This is a genomic window from Puerhibacterium sp. TATVAM-FAB25 (genome assembly GCF_046535855.1).
GTDB classification, from domain to species: Bacteria; Actinomycetota; Actinomycetes; order Actinomycetales; family Cellulomonadaceae; genus Puerhibacterium; species Puerhibacterium variabilis_A.
Genome location: NZ_JAXUAK010000003.1, coordinates 1 through 24,156, shown reverse-complemented (window position 1 = coordinate 24,156; position 24,156 = coordinate 1). Strand labels below are relative to the sequence as shown.

Annotated in this window: 17 protein-coding genes and 2 tRNA genes; 12 read left to right on the top strand and 7 right to left on the bottom strand. The window is 74.4% G+C overall.

The features are described from left to right. Window positions 1-126: 126 nt before the first annotated feature. Together epsC and cysK are read right to left on the bottom strand one after the other, a co-directional pair. The gene (gene epsC, locus U5M74_RS04110; RefSeq protein WP_410906854.1) at window positions 127-738 is read right to left on the bottom strand and encodes a serine O-acetyltransferase EpsC; all 612 of its coding nucleotides are present in this window, start codon (window positions 736-738) and stop codon (window positions 127-129) included. A gap of 70 nt (window positions 739-808) precedes the next feature. Beyond that, window positions 809-1,744, bottom strand: a complete 936-nt coding sequence (cysK, locus tag U5M74_RS04105; protein ID WP_410906417.1) for a cysteine synthase A — start codon at window positions 1,742-1,744, stop codon at window positions 809-811. Window positions 1,745-2,416: 672 nt separating this feature from the next. On the opposite strand from cysK, the gene U5M74_RS04100 reads away from it, so the two are divergent. Next, window positions 2,417-4,804: a DEAD/DEAH box helicase gene (locus U5M74_RS04100; protein WP_410906415.1), complete on the top strand. Its 2,388-nt coding sequence runs from the start codon at window positions 2,417-2,419 to the stop codon at window positions 4,802-4,804. Here the strand turns inward: U5M74_RS04100 and U5M74_RS04095 are convergent. Beyond that, window positions 4,776-4,846: transfer RNA gene (locus tag U5M74_RS04095), tRNA-Gly, on the bottom strand. The two genes, U5M74_RS04100 and U5M74_RS04095, sit on opposite strands and share 29 nt — an antisense overlap. Before the next feature lie 131 nt (window positions 4,847-4,977). Between U5M74_RS04095 and U5M74_RS04090 the strand changes: the two genes are divergently transcribed. Continuing rightward, a tRNA-Pro gene (locus U5M74_RS04090) sits at window positions 4,978-5,051 on the top strand. A gap of 76 nt (window positions 5,052-5,127) precedes the next feature. On the opposite strand, the gene U5M74_RS04085 is transcribed toward U5M74_RS04090, so the two are convergent. After that, window positions 5,128-5,589: a hypothetical protein gene (locus U5M74_RS04085; RefSeq protein WP_410906413.1), complete on the bottom strand. Its 462-nt coding sequence runs from the start codon at window positions 5,587-5,589 to the stop codon at window positions 5,128-5,130. Between the two features lie 197 nt (window positions 5,590-5,786). Here U5M74_RS04085 and tig point away from each other — a divergent pair, with 197 nt between their 5' ends. From tig to clpX, 4 genes are all read left to right on the top strand, one after another. Then, window positions 5,787-7,388, top strand: coding sequence for a trigger factor (gene tig, locus U5M74_RS04080; protein WP_410906852.1), 1,602 nt, complete (start codon window positions 5,787-5,789; stop codon window positions 7,386-7,388). Window positions 7,389-7,613: 225 nt separating this feature from the next. After that, window positions 7,614-8,237, top strand: a complete 624-nt coding sequence (locus tag U5M74_RS04075; RefSeq protein WP_069983223.1) for an ATP-dependent Clp protease proteolytic subunit — start codon at window positions 7,614-7,616, stop codon at window positions 8,235-8,237. Window positions 8,238-8,281: 44 nt separating this feature from the next. Beyond that, a complete protein-coding gene (locus tag U5M74_RS04070) occupies window positions 8,282-8,989 on the top strand; it encodes an ATP-dependent Clp protease proteolytic subunit (protein WP_410906850.1) in 708 nt (235 codons plus the stop codon). A gap of 221 nt (window positions 8,990-9,210) precedes the next feature. Further along, a complete protein-coding gene (gene clpX / locus U5M74_RS04065; protein WP_410906411.1) occupies window positions 9,211-10,485 on the top strand; it encodes an ATP-dependent Clp protease ATP-binding subunit ClpX in 1,275 nt (424 codons plus the stop codon). 115 nt (window positions 10,486-10,600) lie between these two features. Here the strand turns inward: clpX and U5M74_RS04060 are convergent, their stop codons facing one another. Beyond that, entirely contained in the window at window positions 10,601-12,430 is a 1,830-nt protein-coding gene (locus tag U5M74_RS04060) for an AMP-dependent synthetase/ligase (protein ID WP_410906409.1), read from the bottom strand. A 114-nt stretch (window positions 12,431-12,544) separates the two neighbouring features. Between U5M74_RS04060 and U5M74_RS04055 the strand changes: the two genes are divergently transcribed. Beyond that, window positions 12,545-12,889 carry a chorismate mutase gene (locus tag U5M74_RS04055; protein ID WP_410906407.1) on the top strand — a complete coding sequence of 115 codons (345 nt, stop codon included), beginning with the start codon at window positions 12,545-12,547 and terminating at the stop codon, window positions 12,887-12,889. Window positions 12,890-13,049: 160 nt separating this feature from the next. Further along, window positions 13,050-14,294, top strand: coding sequence for a hypothetical protein (locus U5M74_RS04050; RefSeq protein ID WP_410906405.1), 1,245 nt, complete (start codon window positions 13,050-13,052; stop codon window positions 14,292-14,294). A gap of 110 nt (window positions 14,295-14,404) precedes the next feature. Here the strand turns inward: U5M74_RS04050 and valS are convergent, their stop codons facing one another. Next, the gene (gene valS / locus U5M74_RS04045; protein WP_410906403.1) at window positions 14,405-17,206 is read right to left on the bottom strand and encodes a valine--tRNA ligase; all 2,802 of its coding nucleotides are present in this window, start codon (window positions 17,204-17,206) and stop codon (window positions 14,405-14,407) included. Window positions 17,207-17,513: 307 nt separating this feature from the next. Here valS and U5M74_RS04040 point away from each other — a divergent pair, with 307 nt between their 5' ends. The 4 genes from U5M74_RS04040 (at window position 17,514) to U5M74_RS04025 (ending at window position 23,260) form a co-directional block, all read left to right on the top strand. Continuing rightward, window positions 17,514-18,599 (top strand): ABC transporter permease, encoded by a 1,086-nt coding sequence (locus U5M74_RS04040; RefSeq protein ID WP_410906401.1) that lies wholly within the window; start codon window positions 17,514-17,516, stop codon window positions 18,597-18,599. Then, window positions 18,596-19,603, top strand: a complete 1,008-nt coding sequence (locus U5M74_RS04035) for an ABC transporter permease (RefSeq protein WP_410906400.1) — start codon at window positions 18,596-18,598, stop codon at window positions 19,601-19,603. The genes U5M74_RS04040 and U5M74_RS04035 overlap by 4 nt, the downstream gene beginning before the upstream one ends. Window positions 19,604-19,722: 119 nt before the next feature. Further along, the gene (locus tag U5M74_RS04030; RefSeq protein ID WP_410906398.1) at window positions 19,723-21,426 is read left to right on the top strand and encodes an ABC transporter substrate-binding protein; all 1,704 of its coding nucleotides are present in this window, start codon (window positions 19,723-19,725) and stop codon (window positions 21,424-21,426) included. 7 nt (window positions 21,427-21,433) lie between these two features. Further along, complete coding sequence (locus U5M74_RS04025; RefSeq protein ID WP_410906396.1) at window positions 21,434-23,260, top strand: dipeptide ABC transporter ATP-binding protein; 1,827 nt, start codon at window positions 21,434-21,436, stop codon at window positions 23,258-23,260. Window positions 23,261-23,349: 89 nt separating this feature from the next. On the opposite strand, the gene U5M74_RS04020 is transcribed toward U5M74_RS04025, so the two are convergent. Next, a partial coding sequence (locus U5M74_RS04020) for a sigma-70 family RNA polymerase sigma factor (protein ID WP_410906394.1) occupies window positions 23,350-24,156 on the bottom strand: 807 nt, incomplete at its 5' end.

Genomic DNA, 24,156 nt, shown 5'->3' with positions numbered 1-24,156 from the left:
AAGGCTACTTGTTCTAGCCCAACACGAACAATGCGCCGCGCCGGGAGACGGCGACAGACGACGACGGGGGTGCGGCCGTGCGGCCGCACCCCCGTCGTCGTGCGCCCCGGAGCCCGGGGCGGGCGGTCAGATCATGTACTCGATGAGCAGCGCCGGGTCGGAGTGGTTGTCCCGCTCGGCGGCGGGCTGCCGAGGCATGCGCACCTGCGCCGGGACGCCGAGCGCCACCGCGCCGGCGGGCACGTCCTTGACCACGACGGCGTTCGCGCCGACCTGCACGTCGTCGCCGAGCGTCACCGGCCCGAGCACCTTGGCGCCCGCGCCGACCATGACGCGGTCGCCGAGCGTGGGGTGCCGCTTGCCGCGCGTCATCGACCGCCCGCCCAGCGTGGAGCCGTGGAACAGGATGCAGTCCGAGCCGATCACGGCGGTCTCGCCGATCACCACGCCCATGCCGTGGTCGATGAACAGCCGGCGGCCGATCACCGCGCCGGGGTGGATCTCGATGCCGGTGACGAACCGCGCGACCTGCGACAGCAGGCGGGCCGCCAGCCGCAGCGGCGGGTGGTGCCACATCCGGTGCGAGAGCCGGTGCACCCACAGCGCGTGCACGCCGGGGTAGCCGAGGGCCACCTCGAGGCGGGTGCGCGCCGCCGGGTCGTGGGCGTGCGCCGCCGCGAGGTCCTCCTGGAGGATCTCCCACAGGTGGCGCAGCCCCGGGCGGTGCCCCGGCGGCATGGGGTGCTCGGGCTCGGCGGAGGGGCGACCGTCGACGGTCGCCTCCCGCACGGCGCGCAGGTCGGTCACGTCAGTCCATCAGGTCGGAGTACAGGATGGTGGACAGGTAGCGCTCACCGAAGTCGGGCACGACGACGACGATCGTCTGGCCCGCGTGCTCGGGACGGCCCGCCAGCTCGACGGCCGCGGCCAGCGCCGCGCCCGAGGAGATCCCCACGAGCAGACCCTCCTCCTTGGCCGCGCGCCGTGCCCACTCGACCGACGTGTCGGCGTCGACGTCGATCACCTCGTCGTAGATCCCGGTGTCGAGGATCTCCGGGATGAAGTTGGCGCCGATGCCCTGGATCTTGTGCGGGCCGGGGGCGCCGCCGTTGAGGATCGGCGACTCCTCGGGCTCGACGGCGACGACCTTCAGCCCGGGCTTGCGGTCCTTGAGCACCTGCCCCACGCCGGTGACGGTGCCGCCGGTGCCGATGCCCGCGACCACCACGTCCACGGCACCGTCGGTGTCGGCCCAGATCTCCTCGGCCGTGGTGCGGCGGTGGACCTCGACGTTGGCCGGGTTGGCGAACTGGCGCGCCAGGATCGCGCCGGGGCGCTCCGCGGCGATGCGCTCGGCCGCGGCGACGGCGCCCTTCATGCCCTCCGACCCCGGCGTCAGCACCAGCTCGGCACCGAACGCGCGCAGCAGGGCGCGGCGCTCCTTCGACATGGTCTCCGGCATGGCCAGCACCACGTCGTAGCCGCGCGCCGCGCCGACCCAGGCCAGGGCGATGCCGGTGTTGCCCGACGTGCCCTCGACGATCGTGCCGCCCGGCTGCAGCGCGCCGGAGGCCTCGGCGGCGTCGATGATGGCGACGCCGATGCGGTCCTTCACCGAGTTGGCGGGGTTGTAGAACTCCAGCTTGGCGAGCACCGTGGCGCCGAGGCCCTCGGTGAGCTTGTTGAGGCGCACCAGCGGGGTGCCGCCGATGAGCTGGGTCGCGTCGTCGTAGATGCGGGCCATCGTGAGTCAGTCCTTGTCTCTAGCGGGGTCTCTAGCGGGGTCTCGGGCGGGGTTTCGAGCGGGGTCTCGGGGCAGGTCGGTCTGGTCAGCAGCCGGGCGTGCGGCGGCCGCGTCGCGAGGGGTTGACGTGGCCAGCCTGGTCACGGGCGGGGCGTCGCGCCACCGGAGCATCCCGGGGTGTCCTGGAGCGGTCGGGCGCGGCGGGCGTCGCACGGGCGCCGCGGCCCGCGCCGGGTCCGGCGGCGGGTCAGGCGTGGGGTGGACGCCCTAGAGACAGCGACAGGCGCGCGGCGTCACGGGGCGGGCGGCCGGCCCGCTGCAGGTGGGCGAGCCGCAGGCGGGGAGGGCGGTGCGGACGACGGTGCGCGTGCGCATGCTCGGCTCCCTCCGTGCGCGACCTGTGCTGCAGCCGGCCCGGCTCGGGGGCCGGGCCACGTGGCCTGCTGTTTCCTACGGACAACCTAGCCACTCCGGCAGGCCCGGCGCCAGGCCCGGCGTCCCGGCGCGCCGCGGGCGGCGTCGGCCCCGCGTGTCAGGGCACGGAGCATCACCGGTCCGTTCGGTGATTCGGTGGCTGATCGGCGATCCGGACCGCCGACCGGCCGACGAACCACCGAACAGACGGTCGAGGCCGGCATGACGTCCGGTACCGCCGCCCCTAGGCTGCGGGGCGTGCCCGCCGCCCACCCCGCCGCCCCCGGTCCCGACGGCGCGGTTCCCGACGGCGCGGCCCCCGCAGCCGTCCCGGCCGGCCGGGCGGCGCGGGAGGTCGTGGACCGGCACGCCGCCCTCGTCGCGGCGGCCCGCGGGGTGCTCGACCACCTCGACGCCACCGTCGTCGCCGTGGCCGCGTGGGTCGCCGACGACGAGCGGCGCCGCGTGCGCACGGAGCTCGCCCTGGTGCCCGTCGAGCGGCTGGGGGAGACCACCGACCGCAACCTGCGCCTCGCGGCCGTCCAGGCCGCCGGGTACGCCACGGCGGCGGACCTGCTCGGCGTCGGCCCGCAGGAGCTCGACGCCCTGCCGGGCGTGGGCCCGGCCACCGCCAAGGCCGTCGTCGCGGCCGTCGACCAGCTCGCCCGCGCCGCCGCCGGCCTGCGGCCGCTGCGCGTGGAGGTCGACCGGGCCGGGCTGCCGGCGCCCGAGGGCGCCGAGCGCCTGCTCGCGCTGCTGCACCGGCTGCTGCGGCTGCGCCCGCTCGTCGAGCCGCACCGCACGGCGCTGGCCGACTACGCCCGCACCGCCGGCGCCGCCCTGCCGGCCGCCCGGCGCGCCGGCTCCGCGCTGCGGCTGGTCCTCTCGCTGCCGCGCACCCGCCGCGAGGCCCGGGCGGCGCTGGCGGCCCTGCAGGCGTGGGACCCGTGGCTGGCGGGCACGGACCTGCCGCGCGTCGTCGCCGACCTGCAGGCCGCCGTCGCGCGCCCCGACCCGGGCCCGTTCGACCTCGCGCGCGACTTTGTGGCGCGCGCGGCCGAGTACTGGACGGTCCTGGAGGACGTCGCGCCGCAGGCCGCGACCGCGCTCGCCGCGCGCGGCCTGCTGCCCACCGACCTCGTCGAGCGGGTCGAGGCCCGCCCGCTCGACCTGTCCGCGATGACCGTGGCGCTGCGCGGCTACCAGCAGTTCGGCGCCCGGTTCGCGCTCAACCAGGGCCGGGCCCTGCTCGGCGACGAGATGGGCCTGGGCAAGACCGTCCAGGCGCTCGCGGTGATGTCCGACCTCGCGGCGGCCGGCGAGCGCCGCTTCCTCGTCGTGTGCCCCGCGAGCCTGCTGGCCACGTGGGCACGCGAGGTCGCGGCCCGCACCACGCTCGTCGCCCACCGGCTGCACGGCCCCGGGCGCGACGCCGCGGCCGAGGCCTGGCGCACCGGCGGCGGCGTCGCGATCACCTCCTACGAGGGCCTGGCGCACGTGCCGGCGGACGGCACCGAAGTCGGGCTGCTCGTCGTCGACGAGGCGCACTACGTCAAGAACCCGGCGACCCGCCGGGCCCGCGCCGTGGGGGCGTGGGCGCAGCGGGTGTGGCGGGTGCTCATGCTCACCGGCACGCCCATGGACAACCGGCTCGAGGACTTCCTCGCCCTGGTGCGCGTCTTGCAGCCCGAGCTGGTGGACCGGCTGCCGCGGTCCCTGGCGCTGCTCGGCCCGGACGGGTTCCGCCGCGCCGTGGCGCCGGTGTACCTGCGCCGCAACCAGGCCGACGTGCTCGTCGAGCTGCCGGGCGTGCTGGCGGCGGACGACTGGGTGGAGCCCACGGCCGAGGACGCGCGGCACTACCGCGAGGCCGTCGCCGCGGGGAACCTCATGGCGATGCGCCGCGCGGCGTGGGCGGCCGGCGACGGCGGGCCGCGGCGCTGCGCCAAGCTCGCCCGCCTGCTCGAGATCGTGGACGCGGCGCGGGAGGAGGGGCGCGCCACCGTCGTCTTCTCCTACTTCAAGGACGTGCTCGACGTCGCGGGACGGGCCCTGGGGGAGCGCGGCGTGCCGGTGCACGGCCCGCTCAGCGGCGACGTGCCCGTCGCCGGGCGCGCCGCGCTGGTGGACGCCTTCACCGCCGACACCGACGCGCCGGTGCTGCTCGCGCAGGTGACGGTGGGCGGCACGGGCCTCAACCTGCAGGCGGCGAGCGTCGTCGTGCTGTGCGAGCCGCAGCTGACGCCGGCGGCCGAGGAGCAGGCGGTCGCGCGCCTGCACCGCATGGGGCAGGCGCGCACGGTGCGCGCGCACCGGCTGCTGGCCGAGGGGAGCGTCGACGAGCGGGTCGTGGCGCTGCTGGCCGGCAAGCGCGAGGTCTTCGACGACTACGTGCGTGCGTCGTCCGTGGCGGCGGCGACGGCGGCGGTCGACGTGACGACGGCGGGCCTGGCGCGCGAGGTGGTGGCCGCGGAGCAGGCGCGGCTCGGCTACGGGCCGTGGTGGGCCGAGGTGGAGGCCGACGTCGCGGCGTCCGAGGGCGCCGCGGCGGACCGGGCGGCGGACCGGGCGGCGGACCGGGCGGCTCACCGCGCGGCGGGCCGGCACGAGGACAGGGAGCGGGCGACGGGAATCGAACCCGCGTAGCCAGTTTGGAAGACTGGGGCTCTACCATTGAGCTACGCCCGCACGGCTGCGACGGACCCCCGCGAGGGAGCGGGGCGTCGAGCGCGGGCCTCACCCTAGCAAGAACCCGACGGTCCGCCTGCGGCTGCCCGCGGCTCTAGACTGACCGCGGCCGCCGGGACGCCCGCGGTCGCCGGGGTGTGGCGCAGCTTGGTAGCGCATCTGCTTTGGGAGCAGAGGGTCGCAGGTTCAAATCCTGTCACCCCGACCGGTACGGAGGGGGCCCCGCGGCCGGCGAGCACGCCGGCCACGGGGCCCTCGTCGTCAGCGTCCGCCCACGCCGGTCAGATCCGCTCGCCCTGCGGGCTGTCCGGCCAGCCGCGCAGCCCCTCGTCGCGCACCCTGGCGGCGCCCGGGCGCGCCAGCACGGCCATGCCGACGGCGCCGGCGAGCCCGACGACGTACAGCGGCGTGGACATGGGGCTGCGCCGGCCCTTCCACAGCGGGGAGTCGGTGGCGACGAGGTGGCCGACGGCCATCCCCGCGCCGATCCCGCGCAGCACGTTCTGCGCCACGGGGTCGTTGGCGCGCGCCACCTGGAAGGTCGCCCACCCCTGCACCGCCATCAGCCACACCGGCGGCGACTGGGCGGTGCCGAGCAGCAGCGCGTTGAGCGTGCCGTTCTCGGCCGGCGGCGCGACGCCGGCCAGCTTCGGGGGCAGGCGGTGGCGCAGCGAGCGGGTCATGCCCACGACGCTGCTGACGAGCTCTGCCGCCGAGACCGCGGCCAGGATGGGGGACGCCATGACTCCGTGGTATCCCGGCCCGGGCCCGGCCGCACGCGGGGGCGCAGGTCGCGCCGGCCCGGGGTGCCGTAGGATGGACGGGTTGCCCGTACGCCCGTCGTACGGGCGCGCACCCCGCGCCGCTAACGGCAGGCGAAGCACGCCTCTCGAGACCCGACGCGCGCGCACGCACCCGATCACAGTTGGAGACCATCGAAGTGAAGAGCGCCGTCGAGACCCTGGAGCCCACCAAGGTCAAGCTGACCGTCGAGGTGGACTACGACGAGCTCAAGCCGAGCATCGACCACGCCTACAAGCACATCGCGGAGCAGGTGACGATCCCCGGCTTCCGCAAGGGCAAGGTCCCCCCGCGCATCATCGACCAGCGCGTCGGCTGGGGCGCCGTCGTGGAGCACGCGGTCAACGACGCGCTGTCGGGCTTCTACGGCCAGGCCGCCTCGGAGCAGAAGCTGCGTCCGCTCGGCCAGCCGTCCGTCGAGGTCACCGAGATCCCCGCCCAGGCCGGCGAGGGCCAGCTGAAGTTCGAGGCCGAGGTCGAGGTCCGCCCGGAGATCGAGCTGCCCGCCCTGGACGCCCTCGAGATCACGGTCGACTCGACCGAGGTCACCGAGGAGGACGTCAACGAGCGCCTCGACGCCCTGCGCGAGCGCTTCGGCACGCTGGTCGGCGTCGACCGCCCGGCCGCCGAGGGCGACTACGTCGTCATCGACCTCAAGGCCGTCATCGGCGACGAGGAGGTCGACTCCGTGTCGGGCATCTCGTACCAGATCGGCTCGGGCAACATGCTCGAGGGCCTGGACGAGGCGCTCACCGGCCTGTCCGCCGGCGAGACCACCACCTTCAAGGCCACGCTGGCCGGCGGCGAGCACGAGGGCGAGGAGGCCGACGTCACCGTCACCGCCTCGACCGTCAAGCAGCGCGACCTGCCCGAGGCGGACGACGAGTTCGCCCAGCTCGCCTCGGAGTTCGACACGCTCGAGGAGCTCACCGCCGACCTGCGCGAGCAGGTCGCCTCGATCAAGAAGTCGAACCAGGCCGTCACCGCCCGCGACCAGCTCCTCGAGAAGCTGCTCGAGGCCGTCGAGATCCCGGTGCCGCAGGGCGCCGTCGAGGCCGAGGTGCACCGTCACCTGGAGTCGGAGAACCGCCTCGAGGACGACACGCACCGCGCCGAGGTGACCGTCGACGCCACCGAGGCCCTCAAGAACCAGATCCTGCTCGACACCCTCGCCGAGAAGCTCGAGGTCAAGGTCGGCCAGAACGAGCTCATCGAGTACCTGGTGCAGGCCTCGCGCCAGTACGGCATGGACCCGCAGCAGTTCATCTCCACGCTCGACCAGGGCGGTCAGATCCCGGCCATGGTCGGCGAGGTCGCGCGCTCCAAGGCGCTGGCCGTGGCCCTGCGCTCGATCGAGGTCAAGGACGCCGACGGCAACGTCGTCGACCTGACCGAGTTCATCGGCTCGGAGGAGGAGGACGCGGCCGAGGCCCCGACCGCCGAGGAGTCCGCCGAGTCGGCTGAGAGCGCGGAGTCCGCCGAGTCGGCGGAGTCCGCCGAGTCCGCCGACTCGCCGGAGGAGGCCCCGGCCGCCGAGGCCCCCGCCGAGGAGAAGGCCGAGGAGAAGCCGGCCGCCAAGAAGGCTCCGGCCAAGAAGGCCCCGGCGAAGAAGGCGCCGGCGAAGAAGGCCGCCGCGAAGGCCGACGACGCCGGCGAGACGGCCGCCGAGGAGAAGCCGGCCAAGAAGCCGGCCCGCAAGACCGCGAAGAAGGCGGACGCCGAGGAGACCACCGAGGCGTGACCGCCCGGGCCCCTCGGGGCCCGCGTCGCTCGACGACGGCCCGCACCGCTCCGGCGGTGCGGGCCGTCGTCGTCCCGCCGCTGCAGCGCCGTGCTGGGGCCGCCCCCGGGGCGCCATGCGCCGTGAGCGAAACCGGGCCCGGCCAGGGACGTTCGGCCGGGGGCCGCGCGTTAGGGTCAGGCGACGACGAACGTGAGGAGTACGGACGTGAACGACCTGCTGCGGATGGACGGCACGGCCCCCGTCGGACGTGCCGACGGTGCCAGCCTCGGCCTCAACGACTCCATCTACAACCGGCTCCTGCGGGAGCGCATCATCTGGCTCGGGTCGGAGGTGCGCGACGAGAACGCGAACGCGATCTGCGCGCAGATGATGCTGCTGGCCGCCGAGGACCCGGACAAGGACATCTGGCTGTACATCAACAGCCCGGGCGGCTCGATCACCGCCGGCATGGCCATCTACGACACCATGCAGTTCGTCAAGCCCGACGTCGCCACGGTGGCGATGGGCATGGCGGCCTCGATGGGCCAGTTCCTGCTCTCCTCGGGCGCCAAGGGCAAGCGCTACGCCACGCCCCACGCCCGCGTGATGATGCACCAGCCCTCGGGCGGCATCGGCGGCACCGCCACCGACGTGCGGATCAACGCGCAGCTGATCATGCACATGAAGCAGGTCCTGTCCGAGCTGACCGCCGAGCAGACCGGTCAGCCGCTGGAGAAGGTCCTCAAGGACAACGACCGCGACAAGTGGTTCACCGCCCCGGAGGCGCTCGAGTACGGCTTCATCGACCACGTGGTCGAGAACGTCGCCTCGGTCTCGGGCGGCGGCGGCATGAACAACCAGTCCTGACGCCGCACCGGACCAACGCGAAGGAGAAACCCCCCGTGAGCCACATGAGTGCAGAGCAGTTCGCGGCGACCGCCGGCCGTCTCGCCGGCGACTTCGCCCGGCCGGGCGGCGTCGGCCTGCCGTACGGCGCCCCGAGCAGCCGGTACGTGCTGCCGCAGTTCGAGGAGCGCACCGCCTACGGCTTCAAGCGCCAGGACCCGTACACCAAGCTGTTCGAGGACCGCATCATCTTCCTCGGCGTGCAGGTGGACGACGCCTCGGCCGACGACGTCATGGCGCAGCTGCTGGTGCTGGAGTCCCAGGACCCGGACCGCGACATCGTCATCTACATCAACAGCCCGGGCGGCTCGTTCACCGCGATGACGGCGCTGTACGACACCATGCAGTACATCCGCCCGCAGATCCAGACGGTGTGCCTGGGCCAGGCGGCCTCGGCCGCCGCGGTGCTCCTGGCCGCCGGCCAGGAGGGCAAGCGCCTCGCCCTGCCCAACGCCCGCGTGCTGATCCACCAGCCCGCGATCGAGGGCGGCGCGTACGCGCAGGCGTCGGACATCGAGATCCACGCCAACGAGCTCATCCGCATGCGCGAGTGGCTCGAGAACACGCTGGCGCACCACTCGGGCCGCGACATCGAGCAGGTCCGCGAGGACATCGAGCGCGACAAGATCCTCACGGCCGCGCAGGCCAAGGACTACGGCCTGGTGGACCAGGTGCTCGAGACGCGCAAGGCGCCGGTGATCGCCGCGCGCTGACGGCCGCGCGCCGACCGTCGTCGGTGCCCGGCGGCGGGCCACCCACCCGGGTGGACCGCCGCCGGGCACGGTCGTCGCCACGGGGTGCCGCGGGCACCGCGTGTCGGTGGCGGCCGATACCGTTCGACGACGCACCGGAGCGCCCGGCTGACATCGGCGGGGCGGGTGGTGTGGAATGGACGAAGATCGTGCAGGACCCCTCGGAGTGAAGGAGACGCCTGGTGGCACGGATCGGTGACGGGGCGGACCTGCTCAAGTGCTCGTTCTGCGGCAAGTCGCAGAAGCAGGTCAAGAAGCTCATCGCGGGCCCAGGCGTCTACATCTGCGACGAGTGCATCGACCTGTGCAACGAGATCATCGAGGAGGAGCTCAACGAGGCCGCGGAGCTCGGCCTGACCGAGCTGCCGAAGCCGCGGGAGATCTTCGACTTCCTCGAGCAGTACATCATCGGCCAGGAGGGCGCGAAGCGGGCGCTGGCCGTGGCGGTGTACAACCACTACAAGCGCATCCAGGCGGCCGAGGCGGGCCGCGACGCCGAGGACGGCGTCGAGATCGCCAAGTCGAACATCCTGCTCATCGGCCCCACGGGCACGGGCAAGACGTACCTCGCCCAGACCCTGGCCAAGATGCTCAACGTCCCGTTCGCCATCGCGGACGCCACGGCCCTGACCGAGGCCGGCTACGTGGGCGAGGACGTCGAGAACATCCTGCTCAAGCTCATCCAGGCCGCGGACTACGACGTCAAGAAGGCCGAGACGGGCATCATCTACATCGACGAGGTCGACAAGGTGGCCCGCAAGGCCGACAACCCGTCGATCACGCGCGACGTCTCCGGCGAGGGCGTGCAGCAGGCTCTGCTGAAGATCATCGAGGGCACGACGGCGTCCGTGCCGCCGCAGGGCGGGCGCAAGCACCCGCACCAGGAGTTCATCCAGATCGACACGACGAACGTGCTGTTCATCGTGGCCGGCGCGTTCGCCGGGCTGGACGACATCGTCGCCTCCCGCGCCCGCAAGCGCGGCATCGGGTTCGCCGCCCCCATGGAGACCGGCGCCGACGAGGACCTGTTCGCCGAGGTGCGCCCCGAGGACCTGCAGAAGTACGGCCTCATCCCGGAGTTCATCGGCCGCCTGCCGGTCATCGCGTCGGTCTCGCCGCTGGACCGCGACGCCCTGGTGCGCATCCTCACCGAGCCGCGCAACGCCCTGGTCAAGCAGTACCAGCGCATGTTCCAGATCGACGGCGTGGAGCTGGAGTTCGCGCCGGACGCCGTCGACGCGATCGCCGAGCAGGCGCTGCTGCGCGGCACCGGCGCGCGCGGCCTGCGCGCCATCATGGAAGAGGTGCTGCAGCAGGTCATGTTCGACGTGCCCAGCCGCGACGACGTCGAGCGCGTGGTGATCTCGCGCGAGGTCGTGCTGGAGAACGTCAACCCGACGCTCGTGCCCCGCGCCAACCCGGTGCGCCCGCGCCAGCCGCGCGAGAAGAGCGCCTGACCTCTGCTCTGAACGGTGACGGGCCCGCACGCAGCACGCGTGCGGGCCCTTCGTCGTCCGGCGGCGCGCCGGGTGCCGGGCTCACGACGGTGCGCCGTGACGCCGGCCCCGGCGGTCAGGCGGCCGGGGGAGGCGACTGCGGCTTCGGGGCGGCGTAGATGCCGTCGATGACGTCCGCGAAGTCGCGCAGCACGAGCGGGCGCTTCACCTTGAGAGACGGCGTGAGGTAGCCGTTCGCCTCGGTGAAGTCGTTCTCGAGCACGTGGATCTTGCGGATGGACTCGGCGCGGGAGACGGCCTCGTTCGCGCGCCCGACCGCCCGCTCGAGGTGCTCGAGCACCGTCGGGTCGGTGCGCGCCTCGGTCACCGACATCCGCGGCAGGCCGTGCGTGGCGAGCCAGCCGGGCAGCATCTCGGGGTCGAGGGTGACCAGCGCGGCGATGAACGGGCGCTGGTCGCCCACCACGACCACCTGGGAGACCAGCGGGTGGCCGCGCAGGCGGTCCTCGAGCACGGCGGGGGCGACGTTCTTGCCGCCGGCCGTCACGATGATCTCCTTCTTGCGGCCCGTGATCCGCAGCCGGCCCTGCTCGTCGAGCGAGCCGAGGTCGCCGGTGCGGAACCAGCCGTCGGCCAGCGCCTCGGCCGTCAGCTCCGGCTGGTTGCGGTAGGCGCGGAACAGGTGCGGGCCGGCGAGCAGGATCTCGCCGTCGTCGGCGATGCGGATGGACGTGCCCGGGAACGGCGGGCCCACGGTGCCGATCGCCACGGAGGCGGGCAGGTTCACCGCGGTGGGCGCCGTCGTCTCCGTGAGGCCGTAGCCCTCGAGCACCGTCAGGCCCAGGCCGCGGAAGAAGTGGCCGAGCCGCTCGCCGAGCGGCGCGCCGCCGGAGACGGCGTACTCGACGTCGCCGCCCATCGCCGCGCGCAGGCGGCCGAGCACCAGGCGGTCGGCCAGGGCGTGCTGGGCGCGCAGCCACGGCGAGGGGCCGCCGGCGTCGACCGCGCGCGACGTCGCCTCGGCGGTCCTCGCGGCCCAGGCGAAGACGCGCTGCCTGGCCGGCGAGGCGGCGGCCTGCTGGGCGGCGCTGTTGTAGACCTTCTCGAACACGCGCGGCACGGCCAGCAGGAACGTCGGCCGGAACGACCCGAGGTCGGCCACGAGGTTCTTCACGTCCGGCGCGTGGCCGAGCACCGTGCCCGAGGACACCACGGCGACCTGGATGAGGCGGGCGAACACGTGCGCCAGCGGCAGGAACAGCAGGGTGCGGGCGCCGTCGCGCTCGAGCAGCTCGGGCAGCGCGAGCCGGGCGTTCATCGCGACGTGCGCGAAGCTGCCGTGCGTGAGCTCGGCGCCCTTGGGCCGGCCGGTGGAGCCGGAGGTGTAGATGATCGTCGCCAGGTCGTCGCGCCGGACGGCGTCGCGCCGGGCGCGCACCTCCTCGACGGGCACGTCCTGGCCCAGCACGCGCAGCATGCCGAGCGCGCCGCCGTCGAGCACGAGCACGCTCTCGAGCTCGGGCAGCCGGTCCCGCACGGTGTCGAGCGTGGCGGCGTGCGCCTCCGTCTCGACGAGCGCGAGGCGCACCCCGGCGTCGGACAGGATCCAGTGCACCTGGTCGGCCGACGAGGTCTCGTAGACGGGCACCGGCACCCCGCCGACGGCCCACACCGCGTAGTCGAGCAGCGTCCACTCGTAGCGGGTGCGCGACATGATGGCGACGCGGTCGCCCGGGCGGATGCCGCGCGCCACGAGGCCGCGGGCCACGGACAGCACGTCGTCCTCGAACTCGCGGGCCGTGACGGGCAGCCACGGGCCGCCGGCGGTCTCCCGGCGCTCGGCGAGCGTCGCGTCGCCCGCGCGGGCGACGCGGTCCACCAGCAGGGTGCTGATGCTCGTCGTCTCGGGCACCTCGCGCAGTGCCGGCGTCGTGGCGGTGATCATGCGGGCTCGTCCCCATCTCTCGTCGACCGGCAGACGACCCTACACGCCGCGGGGCCCGGGACGCGGGCCTGGGCGGGGGACGGGTGCCCGGGGCCGGGCCCGTAGGATCGGGGCATGGCCGAATCCGACATGCCGGGCGAGATCCTCGAGCTGCGCCGCAGCATCGACAACATCGACGCGGCGCTCGTGCACCTGCTGGCCGAGCGCTTCAAGATGACCCGGCGGGTGGGCCAGCTCAAGGCCGTGGGCAACCTGCCCCCGGCCGACCCCACGCGCGAGGACCAGCAGATCGCGCGGCTCACCGGCATCGCCACCGAGGCCGGCCTGGACCCCAAGTTCGCCGAGGCGTTCCGCGCGTTCATCGTGGCCGAGGTGATCCGCCACCACGAGCTCATCGCCGCGGAGTACGCCGAGGGCCGCCGACAGGGCGAGCTGCCGCCCCTCGACACCTACTCATGAAGGGGCTAGGCAGCCCCCGCACGCAGCACCGGGCCGACGGAGCGCCCGCCCGGAGCTGACACCGAACTGACACCGAGCTGACCGCCGCGCGCGGTGGCGACGCTCTCCGGGCCGTCGCAGGCTGGGGGGACCCGACCCTCAGCGAGGTGTGAACACAGCTATGAAGATCGACTGGATCAAGCCGCTCCTGGGACGTCCCGGCCCGTTCGCCACCGTCTACCTGGATGCCACCCGCTCGGCCGACGCCGCCGACAAGGACGTGGTGACCAGGTGGAACGGGGTCCGCCGGACGCTCGCGGACCAGGGGGCCCCGGCCGCCGTGCTCGACGCCGTGGAGGACGCGGCGCTCAAGCGCACGCGCAAGCACGGTGCCCACGGGCGGGTGATCATCGCCGACGACTCGGGCGTGCTCGTCGACAAGCCGTTCCGGACCCCGCCGGCGGTCTCCGCCGGCACCTGGAACCACGTGCCCGCCCTGCTCCAGGCGGCGCTGGCCGGCGAGGAGTCGGTCGACGTGCTCAAGGTGGCCGTCGACCGGACCGGCGCCGACCTCATGCTCCTGGGCCAGCGTGGGTGGGACGAGCCGCGCACGTTCGAGATGCCGCACGACGACATCACCATGGCGGCGCAGGGCGGCTCGTCCCACGGCAACAACTCCGACCGCGGCAGCACCGCCACGGTCGAGGCGCGGGCCCTCGACTCCTGGGAGCGCAACGGCGCCGCCGTGGCCCGCGAGATCGAGCGGATCGTCGCCGACGAGCGGCCCGAGCTCGTGGTCCTCACGGGCGACGTGCGCACGGTGAACATGACCAGGACGGCGCTGAGCCGGCCCGTCGGCGAGATGACCGTCGAGGTGCAGGGCGGCGGGCGCAACGCCGGCGTGCGCGAGGACGTGTTCATGGAGAACTTCGAGGACGCCCTCGACTCCTACCGCGAGCGGCGCCGCGAGGTGGTCCTGTCCGAGCTGCGGCAGGAGCAGGGGCGCGAGCACGCCGCGGTGACCAGCGTGGAGGACGTCGTGGCCGTCCTGGCGCGCGGGCAGGTCAAGGACCTGGTGCTCAGCGAGGACGTCGTCTACGACCCGGCGCTGGCGCCCGGCTCCGACGGCGGCGGCGGCCCGCTCGGCGGCCGGTGCCTGTGGGTCGGACCGGACCCGCTGCACATCGCGGTGTCCAAGGACGACCTGCGTGACGCCGGCGTGACCGACGGCTTCGAGGAGCTGCCCGCCGCGGTGGCCATGGTCCGCGCGGCGGTGGGGCAGGACGCCGGGCTCACGTTCGCCCCGGTCGGCTCCGTGGACCTGCGCGACGGCGTGGGCGCGACGCTCCGGTGGGTCGACGACTCGACGCCGCACGAGGTGGCGGCGTCGATGAGCGGCGACGGCGTCCGCCTCCAGGAGCGCTGACACCGCCGAAGTAGAGAGGCCCCGCGCCGAGATAGAGAGGCCCCGCGCCGAGATAGAGAGCTCTCTATCTCGGCGCAGGGCCTCTCTATCTCGGCGTGAGGAGGGGACCGTCAGGCGCGCGGCTGCTTGGCCGGCGGCTCGCCCAGCTCGCTGGCCACGACGACGATGCCGCCCTGGACGTCCGCGTCGCCCTGGCCCTCGGCCGTCTCGACGAGCTCGAGCTCGCCCTCGACGCGGCCGGCGCCCTTGACGTCGCCGAGCGCGGCGGCGACCCCGGCCACCGACGCCGCCGGCACGGCCAGCGTCGCGCCGAGGATCGGCGTCTTCATGGAGACCTTGGCCTCGGACTTGATCTTGCGCAGCGCCGCCAGGGCGTTGCCGGCCGCACCGAGCTGCGCCGGGTCGGCGTCGCCCGCGGCGGCGCGCAGGGCGTCCGACGTCGGCCACGGGGCACGGTGCACCGAGCCCTCGCGCCACCACGACCAGACCTCCTCCGTGGCGAACGGGACGAACGGCGCCAGCAGGCGCAGCATCACGTCGAGCGCGATCGCCAGCGCGGTGCGGGCCGACTCCGTCTCGGCCGACACCTCGGCCGCCGCGACGCCGGCGCCGTAGGCGCGGTCCTTGACCAGCTCGAGGTAGTCGTCGCAGAACGTCCAGAAGAACGTCTCGGTGAGCTCCAGGGCCCGGGTGTGGTCGTACGCCTCGAACGCCTCGGTGGCCTGGTCGACGACGCGGGCCAGGCCGGCGAGCATCGCCCGGTCGAGCGGCGCGGTGACGCGCGCGGGGTCGAGCACGATCTCGCCGGCGCCCGTCTCCGGGTCGACGCCGAAGGACAGCGCGAACTTCGAGGCGTTGAGCACCTTGATCGCCAGGCGGCGGCCGATCTTCATCTGGCCCTCGTCGAAGGCCGCGTCGGTGCCCAGGCGCGCCGAGGCCGCCCAGTACCGCACGGCGTCCGAGCCGTGCGTCTCCAGGAGCCCCATGGGCGTGACCACGTTGCCCTTGGACTTCGACATCTTCTTGCGGTCGGGGTCCAGGATCCAGCCGCTGATGGCGGCGTTGGCCCAGGGCAGCGTGTCCAGCTCGAGGTGCGAGCGCACCACCGAGGAGAACAGCCACGTGCGGATGATGTCCTGGCCCTGCGGGCGCAGGTCCATCGGGTAGACGCGGGAGAACAGGTCCTCGTCGCGGTCCCAGCCGGAGACGATCAGCGGGGACAGCGACGACGTCGCCCAGGTGTCCATGACGTCGGCGTCGCCGACGAACCCGCCGGCCTGGCCGCGCTGCGACTCGTCGTAGCCCTCGGGGGCCTGCGACGTCGGGTCCACCGGCAGCGAGGCCTCCGACGGCACGATCGGGTGCGCGTAGTCCACCTCGCCCGACTCGAGCACCGGGTACCACAGCGGGATCGCCACGCCGAAGAAGCGCTGGCGGGAGATGAGCCAGTCGCCGTTGAGGCCGCCGACCCAGTTCTCGTAGCGCACGCGCATGAAGTCGGGGTGGAAGTCCAGCTCCTTGCCGCGCTGCAGCAGCTCGCCCTTGAGGTCGCGACCCGGCATCTCGCGCCCGCCGTTGCGGATGTACCACTGGCGGCTGGTGACGATCTCGAGGGGCTTGTCGCCCTTCTCGTAGAAGTTCGTCTTGCGCTGCGTGGGCGTCGGCTCGTCGACCAGGTCGCCGGCCTCGCGCAGCGCGTCGACGACGGCGGTGCGCGCGCTGAACGTCGTCCTGCCCGCGAGGGACTCGGCGTACAGCGCCTCGCCCGGGCCGCCGGCGACCCACTCCGGCGTCTCGCGCGACAGGCGCCCGTCGCGCTGGATCACCGAGCGCGTGGGCAGCTGCAGCTCGCGCCACCACTGCACGTCGGTGAGGTCACCGAAGGTGCAGCACATGGCGATGCCGGCGCCCTTGTCGGGCTCGGCCGCCGGGTGGGCGAGCACCGGGATCTCCACGCCGAACAGCGGCGAGGTCACCGTGGTGCCGAACAGCGGCTGGTAGCGCTCGTCGTCGGGGTGCGCGATGAGCGCCACGACGGCGGGGATCAGCTCGGGGCGGGTGGTCTCGATGACCACCCGCTCGCCGGCCGCGTCGCCCGTGCGGTGGAAGGCCACCTTGTGGAAGAAGCCGGGGTAGTCGCGGGCCTCGAGCTCGGCCTGGGCGACGGCCGTCTGGAACGTGACGTCCCACAGGCCCGGGGCCTCGGCCTGGTAGGCCTCGCCGCGCTCGAGGTTGCGCAGGAACGCCTTCTGCGCCGTCGCGCGGGAGTTCACGTCGATGGTCTGGTACGTCTGCGCCCAGTCCACGGACAGGCCCAGGCGGCGCCACAGCTCCTCGAACTGCTTCTCGTCCTGGGCGGTGAGGCGCTCGCACAGCTCGACGAAGTTGCGGCGGCTGACCGGCACCTGGTCGGCGGCCTTGACCGTCTTGCCCTCGGTGCCCTCGTGCGGCGGGGTGAAGTCGGGGTCGTAGGGCAGCGACAGGTCCACGCGGACGCCGTAGTAGTTCTGCACGCGCCGCTCGGTGGGCAGGCCGTTGTCGTCCCAGCCCATCGGGTAGAAGACCTCGCGCCCGCGCATGCGCTGGAAGCGCGCGACGACGTCGGTGTGCGTGTAGCTGAACACGTGGCCCACGTGCAGCGAGCCCGACGCCGTGGGCGGCGGGGTGTCGATCGAGTACACCTGCTCGCGGGTGGCGGTGCGGTCGAACGCGAACGTGCGCTCGGCGGTCCAGCGCGCGTCGAGCTTCTCCTCGAGCCCGTCGAGGCTGACCTTGTCCGGTACCTCCCGGACCACCGCGCGGACGACGTCGCCGGCTACCGAGGTGCCGGGGGTGGTCGCAGCGGGGGAGGTCTGCTCCGCGCCGGCGCCGGGGGCGGCCGGCGCGGCGGCGTTCGTCGGGAAGTCGCTCATGGTCGCCCATTCTCCCAGATGCTGACGGGTTGGACGCACGACGTTCCCACCGTGATCACGCCACGCCGTGGGCTCCGGACGAGGCCGGTGTGACACGCGATACCGAGGCTGCGTCTATCGAACCCAGAGACGTGGGCTATCGTTTTCTCCTGACGGTCCCGCGCGAGCGGACGCCGTCCCCCGCCCGGCGCGTGAGCGCGGGCCCACCCATCCTGGAAGGACGAGCCGTGCGACCCGTGGCGTGCTGTCGGTGCCGTTGCCGCACCCGCTCCGCCACCGCACCGCACCCCCGTCCCTAGGAGATCCCGTGTCGCTCGAGCGCTCCGACGAGCTCGCCGCCCCGGCGGCCGTCGGCTCGACCGCCGCGCCCGGCATCCCCGGCGGCGCCCCCGGCCGCAGCTCCGGCCGCCCCGCCCTGTGGCGGCGCCTGGCCGCCGACCGGTTCGCCGCGGCCGGCGCCGTCGTCGTGGCCCTCTACGTGCTCGTAGCGCTCTTCGCGCCGCTGATCACTCGCGCGCTCGGCGTCGACCCGTACACCTACGACCTCGAGGCGCTCGGCCCCAGCGGCGCGCCCGCCGGTGCGTTCGGCGGCATCTCCGCCGAGCACTGGTTCGGCGTCGAGCCGCTGACCGGCCGCGACCTGTTCGCCATCGTGATCATGGGCTCGCGCACGTCGCTGCTGGTCGGCCTCGGCGCCACCGCCGTCTCGGTGCTCGTCGGCACGGTGCTCGGCCTGGCGGCCGGCTACTTCGGCGGCTGGGTCGACTGGGTGGTGGCGCGCAGCATCGACGTGCTCATCGGCCTGCCCGCGCTGATCTTCATGATCGCCGTCGGCGCAGTGGCTCCGGCCTGGTTCCCCCGGACGCTGCTGCTGGTGCTGGTCATCGGGCTGTTCGGCTGGTCGAGCATCGCCCGCGTGGTGCGCGGTCAGACCCTGGCGCTGCGAGGCGCCGGGTTCGTGCGCGCCTCGCGCGCGCTGGGCGCCTCCCACGGCCACGTGGTGCTGCGCCAGGTGCTGCCCAACCTCGCCGCCACCATCGTCGTCTTCACCACGATCGCGGTGCCCAGCGCCATCGGCTCCGAGGCGGCGCTGAGCTTCCTCGGCGTCGGCGTGCCGCCGCCCACCCCGAGCTGGGGCCGGTCCATCGGCAACGCCGTGACCTGGTTCTCCGTGGACCCCATGTACCTCGTGTTCCCCGGCGTGGCGCTGTTCGGCATCACGCTGGCGTTCAACGCGCTCGGCGACGGCCTGCGCGACGCGCTCGACCCGCGCACCGCGGCCCTCGGCCCCGGCGGCCGCGGCTGGGCCCGCCGCAAGCAGCGGCGCGCCGAGCGGGACGCGGCCCGCCGCGCCCGCCGGGCCGCGCACGGCCGGAAGGAGGTGGCCGCGTGACGGTCGCCCGGTTCCTGGGCACGCGCCTGGCCTCGGTCGTGTTCGTGCTGCTGGTCGTGTCGCTGCTGACGTACGCGGTGTTCGTGATCCTGCCCGCCGACCCGGCCCAGCTGGCGTGCGGCAGGCCCTGCACGCCCGAGCGGCTGGAGACGGCGCGGGCGTTCATGCAGCTCGACAAGTCCTGGGTCGAGCAGTGGTGGGACTTCCTGCACGGCGTGTTCGCCGGCCGCACCTTCGGCACGTCCGGCGCCACGATCACCTGCCCGGCCCCGTGCCTCGGCTACTCGTTCCGGCTCAACACCCCGGTCACCGAGCTGATCCTCAACCGCTTCCCGGTGACGGCGTCCATCGCCGTCGGCGCCGCGGTGCTGTGGCTGCTGGCCGGCGTGGCCGGCGGCGTCGTCGCCGCGGTGCGCCGCGGCACGGCGCTGGACCGCACGCTCATGGTCGGCGCGATCGCCGGCGTCTCGGCCCCGAGCTACCTCGTCGGCCTGCTCGGCATCCTGCTGTTCGGCTTCACGCTCGACATGGTGCCGGTCAGCGGGTACGTGCCGCTGCGCGAGAGCCCGGTCGACTGGGCCTGGCACCTGGTCCTGCCGTGGACGGTGCTGGCGCTGCTCAGCGCCGCGATCTACACGCGCCTCACCCGCGCGCAGATGCTCGACGCGCTGGGCTCGGAGTACGTGCGCACCGCCCGGGCCAAGGGCATCTCCGAGGGCCGCGTCGTCACCCGGCACGCCCTGCGCAACGTGCTCATCCCGGTCGTGACGATCTTCGCGCTCGACCTCGGCGCGCTGCTGGGCGGCGCCGTCATCACCGAGAAGGTCTTCTCGATGGCCGGGCTCGGCGCCCTGCTCATCGACGCCGTCGCCAACACCGACGTGCCCGTGCTCGTGGGCGTCACCGTCTTCACCGCCGCCATCGTCGTCGTCGCCAACCTCCTGGTCGACGTCGTCTACACGCTGCTCGACCCGCGCGTGCGGCAGGGGAGGGTCGCCCGATGAGCCCGACCCTGCGCCGCGACGCCCGCACGGGGCGGCGATGTACGACGGCGCGCGCGTCCCGCCCGGGCCCCGCGCGCCGCCGTCGCCGCCCCCGCACCGCCCCCTGAACCGGAGAGACGATGTCCACCACCGCAAGCTCCCGACGCCGGCGCCTCGCCGCCGTCGTCGCCCCCGTCGCCGCGGCCGCGCTGCTGCTGACGGGCTGCAACGCCAACGAGCGCGCGAACGACGCCGCGTCGTCGGCCGCGCCCACCGCCGTCGAGAAGGGCGGCACGCTGCACATCCTGACCTCGGCCACGAGCGTCAGCTGGGACCCCGCCACCAGCCAGAGCCTGGCCATCACCTCGCTCGGCCTGGTCGAGCGCCGCCTCACCGCGTGGAAGACCGACGCCGAGGGCAGCACCACGGTGGTCCCCGACCTCGCCACGGACACCGGCACCCCGTCCGAGGACGGCAAGACCTGGACCTTCACGCTCAAGGACGGGCTGGCGTTCGAGGACGGCACGCCCATCACCTCGGCGGACATCAAGTACTCGGTGGAGCGGACCTTCGCGCCCGAGCTGTCCGGCGGGCTGAGCTACCACAAGTCGCTGCTCGAGGGCGCCGAGGACTACACCGGCCCGTACCAGGGCCAGCAGCTCGACTCGATCGAGACGCCGGACGACAAGACCATCGTCTTCCACCTGAACAGCGCCTACGGCGACTGGCCGTGGATCGTGTCGATGCCCGCGTTCAGCGCCGTGCCGCAGGACCAGGACGACGTCGCCACCTACGCCACCCAGCCGGTGGCCACGGGCCCGTACCGGGTCGCCGAGACCGTCGAGGGCACCTCGATCACGCTCGAGCGCAACCCCGAGTGGGACGAGGCCACCGACGAGGCCCGCGCGGCCGGCCCCGACTCGATCGTCTTCGAGCTCGGCCAGGACGCCACGGTCGCGGCCCAGCGCCTCATCGCCGACTCCGGCGACGACCAGAACGCGTTCGGCGCCAACTTCGTGCCGGCCGCGCAGCTCGCGCAGGTGCAGGGCGGCCCGGCCGCCGAGCGTCTCGTGACCTCGGGCCCCGGCGCGCTGGCCTACCTGGCGATCAACACCCAGGCCGCCGGCCTCGACAACACCGACGTGCGCAAGGCGATCAGCCTCGCCGTCGACCGCAACGCCTACCGCGTGGCCTCCGGCGGCGAGATCGCCGGCGACTTCGCCTCGACGCTCATCACCCCGGGCATCCCGGGCCGCGAGGAGTACCCGACGCTGTTCGACGACGTCGACCCGTCCGGCGACCCGGAGCAGGCGAAGCAGCTGCTCGCCGACGCCGGCTGGGACGGCCGCGAGCTGCGCCTCGTGGTCCGCGACGACGAGGCGTCGCTGGCGCAGGCCCAGGCGATCCAGCAGGGCCTGCAGCGCGCCGGCCTCACCGTGACGATCGTGCCGCAGGCCTCCGAGGTCTTCACGCAGACCGTGACGCAGGGCGACGGCTCGGGCTACGACCTGACGCTGAGCTCCTGGCAGCCGGACTTCCCGAGCGCGAACGGCAACATCCAGCCGCTGTTCGCCTCCTCGCAGATCGGCGGCGGCGGGTACAACATGGCCCGCTACTCCAACCCGGAGGTCGACGACCTGATCGCCCAGGCGACGGCCGAGACCGACCCGGAGGCGGCCGGCGCGCTGTGGGCGCAGGCCGACCAGGCCATCGCCGCCGACGCCCCGGTGGTGCCGCTGATCTACACGAAGAACTCGTTCCTGCACGGGTCCAAGGTCGTCAACTTCCGGATCCCGGACTTCCCGGCCTACCCGAACTACCTGCAGACGTCCCTGGAGCAGTGACGACCCTGTGCCTGACGCAGTGATCGACCGGCAGGTCGCCGGCGGGCAGCCCCTCCTTGCGGTGGAGGGGCTGTCCGTCGTGTTCGACGACGGCCGGGGCATCGACGGCGCCCACGGCGCCGGCCCCGCCGCGGACGCGCCGCGCGCGGTGGACGGCGCCTCTTGGGCGCTGCACCCCGGCCGCGTGACGGCGCTGGTGGGGGAGTCCGGCTCGGGCAAGAGCGTCTCGGCCATGGCGGTGCTCGGCCTGCTGCCGCGCACCGCCCGGGTGGGCGGGTCCATCCGGTTCGCCGGGCCGCTCGACGGTCGCGCCGCCGGCACGCCCACCGAGCTGGTCGGCGCCGCGCCGGAGACGTTCCGGGCCGTGCGCGGCACGGTGCTGTCGCTGGTGTCGCAGGAGCCGATGGGCGCCTGGAACCCGGTGCTGACGATCGGCGACCAGGTCGCCGAGGCGCTGCAGGCGCACCGCTCCCGGCGCGACCGGCTGCCGCGCCGCGCCGCCGTCGAGCGGGTGCTCGAGCTGCTCGGCGACGCCGGGCTCGCCGACCCCGCCCGCGTCGCGTCGTCGTACCCGCACCAGCTGTCCGGCGGGCAGCTGCAGCGCGCGATGATCGCGATGGCGCTGGCCCAGGAGCCGGTGGCGATCGTCGCCGACGAGCCCACCACCGCCCTGGACGTCACCGTGCAGGCCGGCATCCTCGACCTGCTGCGGCGGCTGCGCGACGAGCGCGGCACCGCCGTGCTGCTCATCACCCACGACATGGGCGTGGTCGCCGACCTCGCTGACGACGTCGTGGTGATGCGCGGCGGCCGGGTCGTGGAGCACGCGCCGGTGCGCGAGCTGTTCGCCGCGCCGCGCGAGGAGTACACCCGCGCGCTGCTGGACGCCGTGCCGCACCTCGGGGCGGACGGCGCCGCTGTCGGCGCTGGTGGTCCCGACGGCGCGGCGGGCGCGGGCCTCGCCGCGGACGCGGCCGGTGTCGACGGCGCGGACGGCGCGGTTGGTGCCGACGGCGCCGCCGTCGTGCTCGACCACGTCTCGGTGGTCTACCCGGGCCACCGCGGCACCGCGCCGGTGCGCGCGGCCGACGACGTCGAGCTGGCCATCGCGCCGGGCGAGGTGCTCGGCCTGGTGGGGGAGTCGGGCTCGGGCAAGTCGACGCTCGGCCAGGTGGTCTCCGGGCTGCTGCGCCCGACGTCGGGCCGGGTGCTGGTCGGCGGCGTCGACCTGGCCCGCGCCGGCAAGGCCGAGCGGGCCGAGCGGCGGCGGCGCACCGGCGTCGTCTTCCAGGACCCGGCGTCCACCCTCAACCCGCGCTGGACGGTGGGCCGCTCCATCGCCGAGCCGCTGATGCTGCACACCGACCTCGACCTCGAGGGCCGCAAGGCGCGGGTGCGCGAGCTGCTCGCCCTGGTGCGGCTCGAGCCGGAGCACGCCGAGCGGTTCCCGCACGAGCTGTCCGGCGGGCAGCGCCAGCGCGTGGCCATCGCCCGCGCCGTGGCGCTCGGGCCCAAGGTGCTCGTGGCCGACGAGCCGACGTCGGCGCTGGACGTGTCCGTCCAGGCGCACGTGCTCGAGGTGTTCCGCGACCTGCAGGAGCGGCTCGGCTTCGCCTGCCTGTTCGTGTCGCACAACCTCGCGGTGGTCGAGCGGGTCGCCGACCGGGTGGCCGTCATGCGGGCCGGCCGGATCGTCGAGCAGGGCCCGACGGCGCAGGTGCTGCGCACGCCGCGGCACGCCTACACCCAGGCGCTGGTCGCCGCGGCCCCGGTGGCCGACCCGGACCGGCAGGCCGAGCGGCGGGCCGCCCGCGGGGCCGAGCGGGTGGCCTGAGCCCTCCGCTCGCCCGCCCTCTGCGCCGAGACCTGAGTTGTGGCCGCTTCGCCGTGTCTCGAGGCGGCCACAACTCAGGTCTCGGCGCGTCAGGCGAGGCCCAGCACCTCCCGCACGCCGAGCCGCTCGAGTCGCTCCGGGTCGGCGAGCACGTCGAGCCCGGTGATGCGCCCGTCGGCGATGTCGAACGCCATGACCGACACCACGCGCCCGTCCAGCACGGCGGCCACGGCGGGGCGGCCGCCGGCCAGCAGCGGCGTGGAGTGCGCGGCCACCCGGGCGAACAGCGTCGCCTGCTCGGCGATGGCCCGGCCGCCCTCGACCACCTGGCCGCCGCGCGCGCCGTAGTCGGCGCGCAGCACCGCGCCGTCGTCGAGCAGCCCGAGCAGCGCCGCGAGGTCCCCGTGCCGGGCGGCGGCCAGCCACGCGTCGACGATCGCGCGCGACCGCCGGGCGGGGGCGCGCTCCGGCTCGGGCGCGCCGCGCAGCCGGCGGCGCGCCCGCGAGGCGAGCTGCCGCGCCGCCTCGGGGGACCGGTCGAGCGCGTCGGCCACCTCCTCGAACGGTCGGCCGAACACGTCGTGCAGCACGAACGCGATCCGCTCGGCGGGGCTGAGGGTGTCGAGCACGAGCAGCAGCGCAGCGTTGACCCGGTCGCCGCGCTCGGCCTCGGCCACCGGGTCGCCGTCGTCCGCGACCGGCTCGTCGCGCCAGGTCTCGACCTGCCACGACTGCTCGCGCGTGCGTCGCGGGCTGCGCAGCTGGTCGAGGCACACCCGCGAGACCACCGTGGTCAGCCAGGCGTCGAGGTTGTCGATCGTCGCGGGGTCCACGCGCTCGAGCCGCAGCCAGGTCTCCTGCACGGCGTCCTCGGCGTCGGCGGGCGAGCCGAGCAG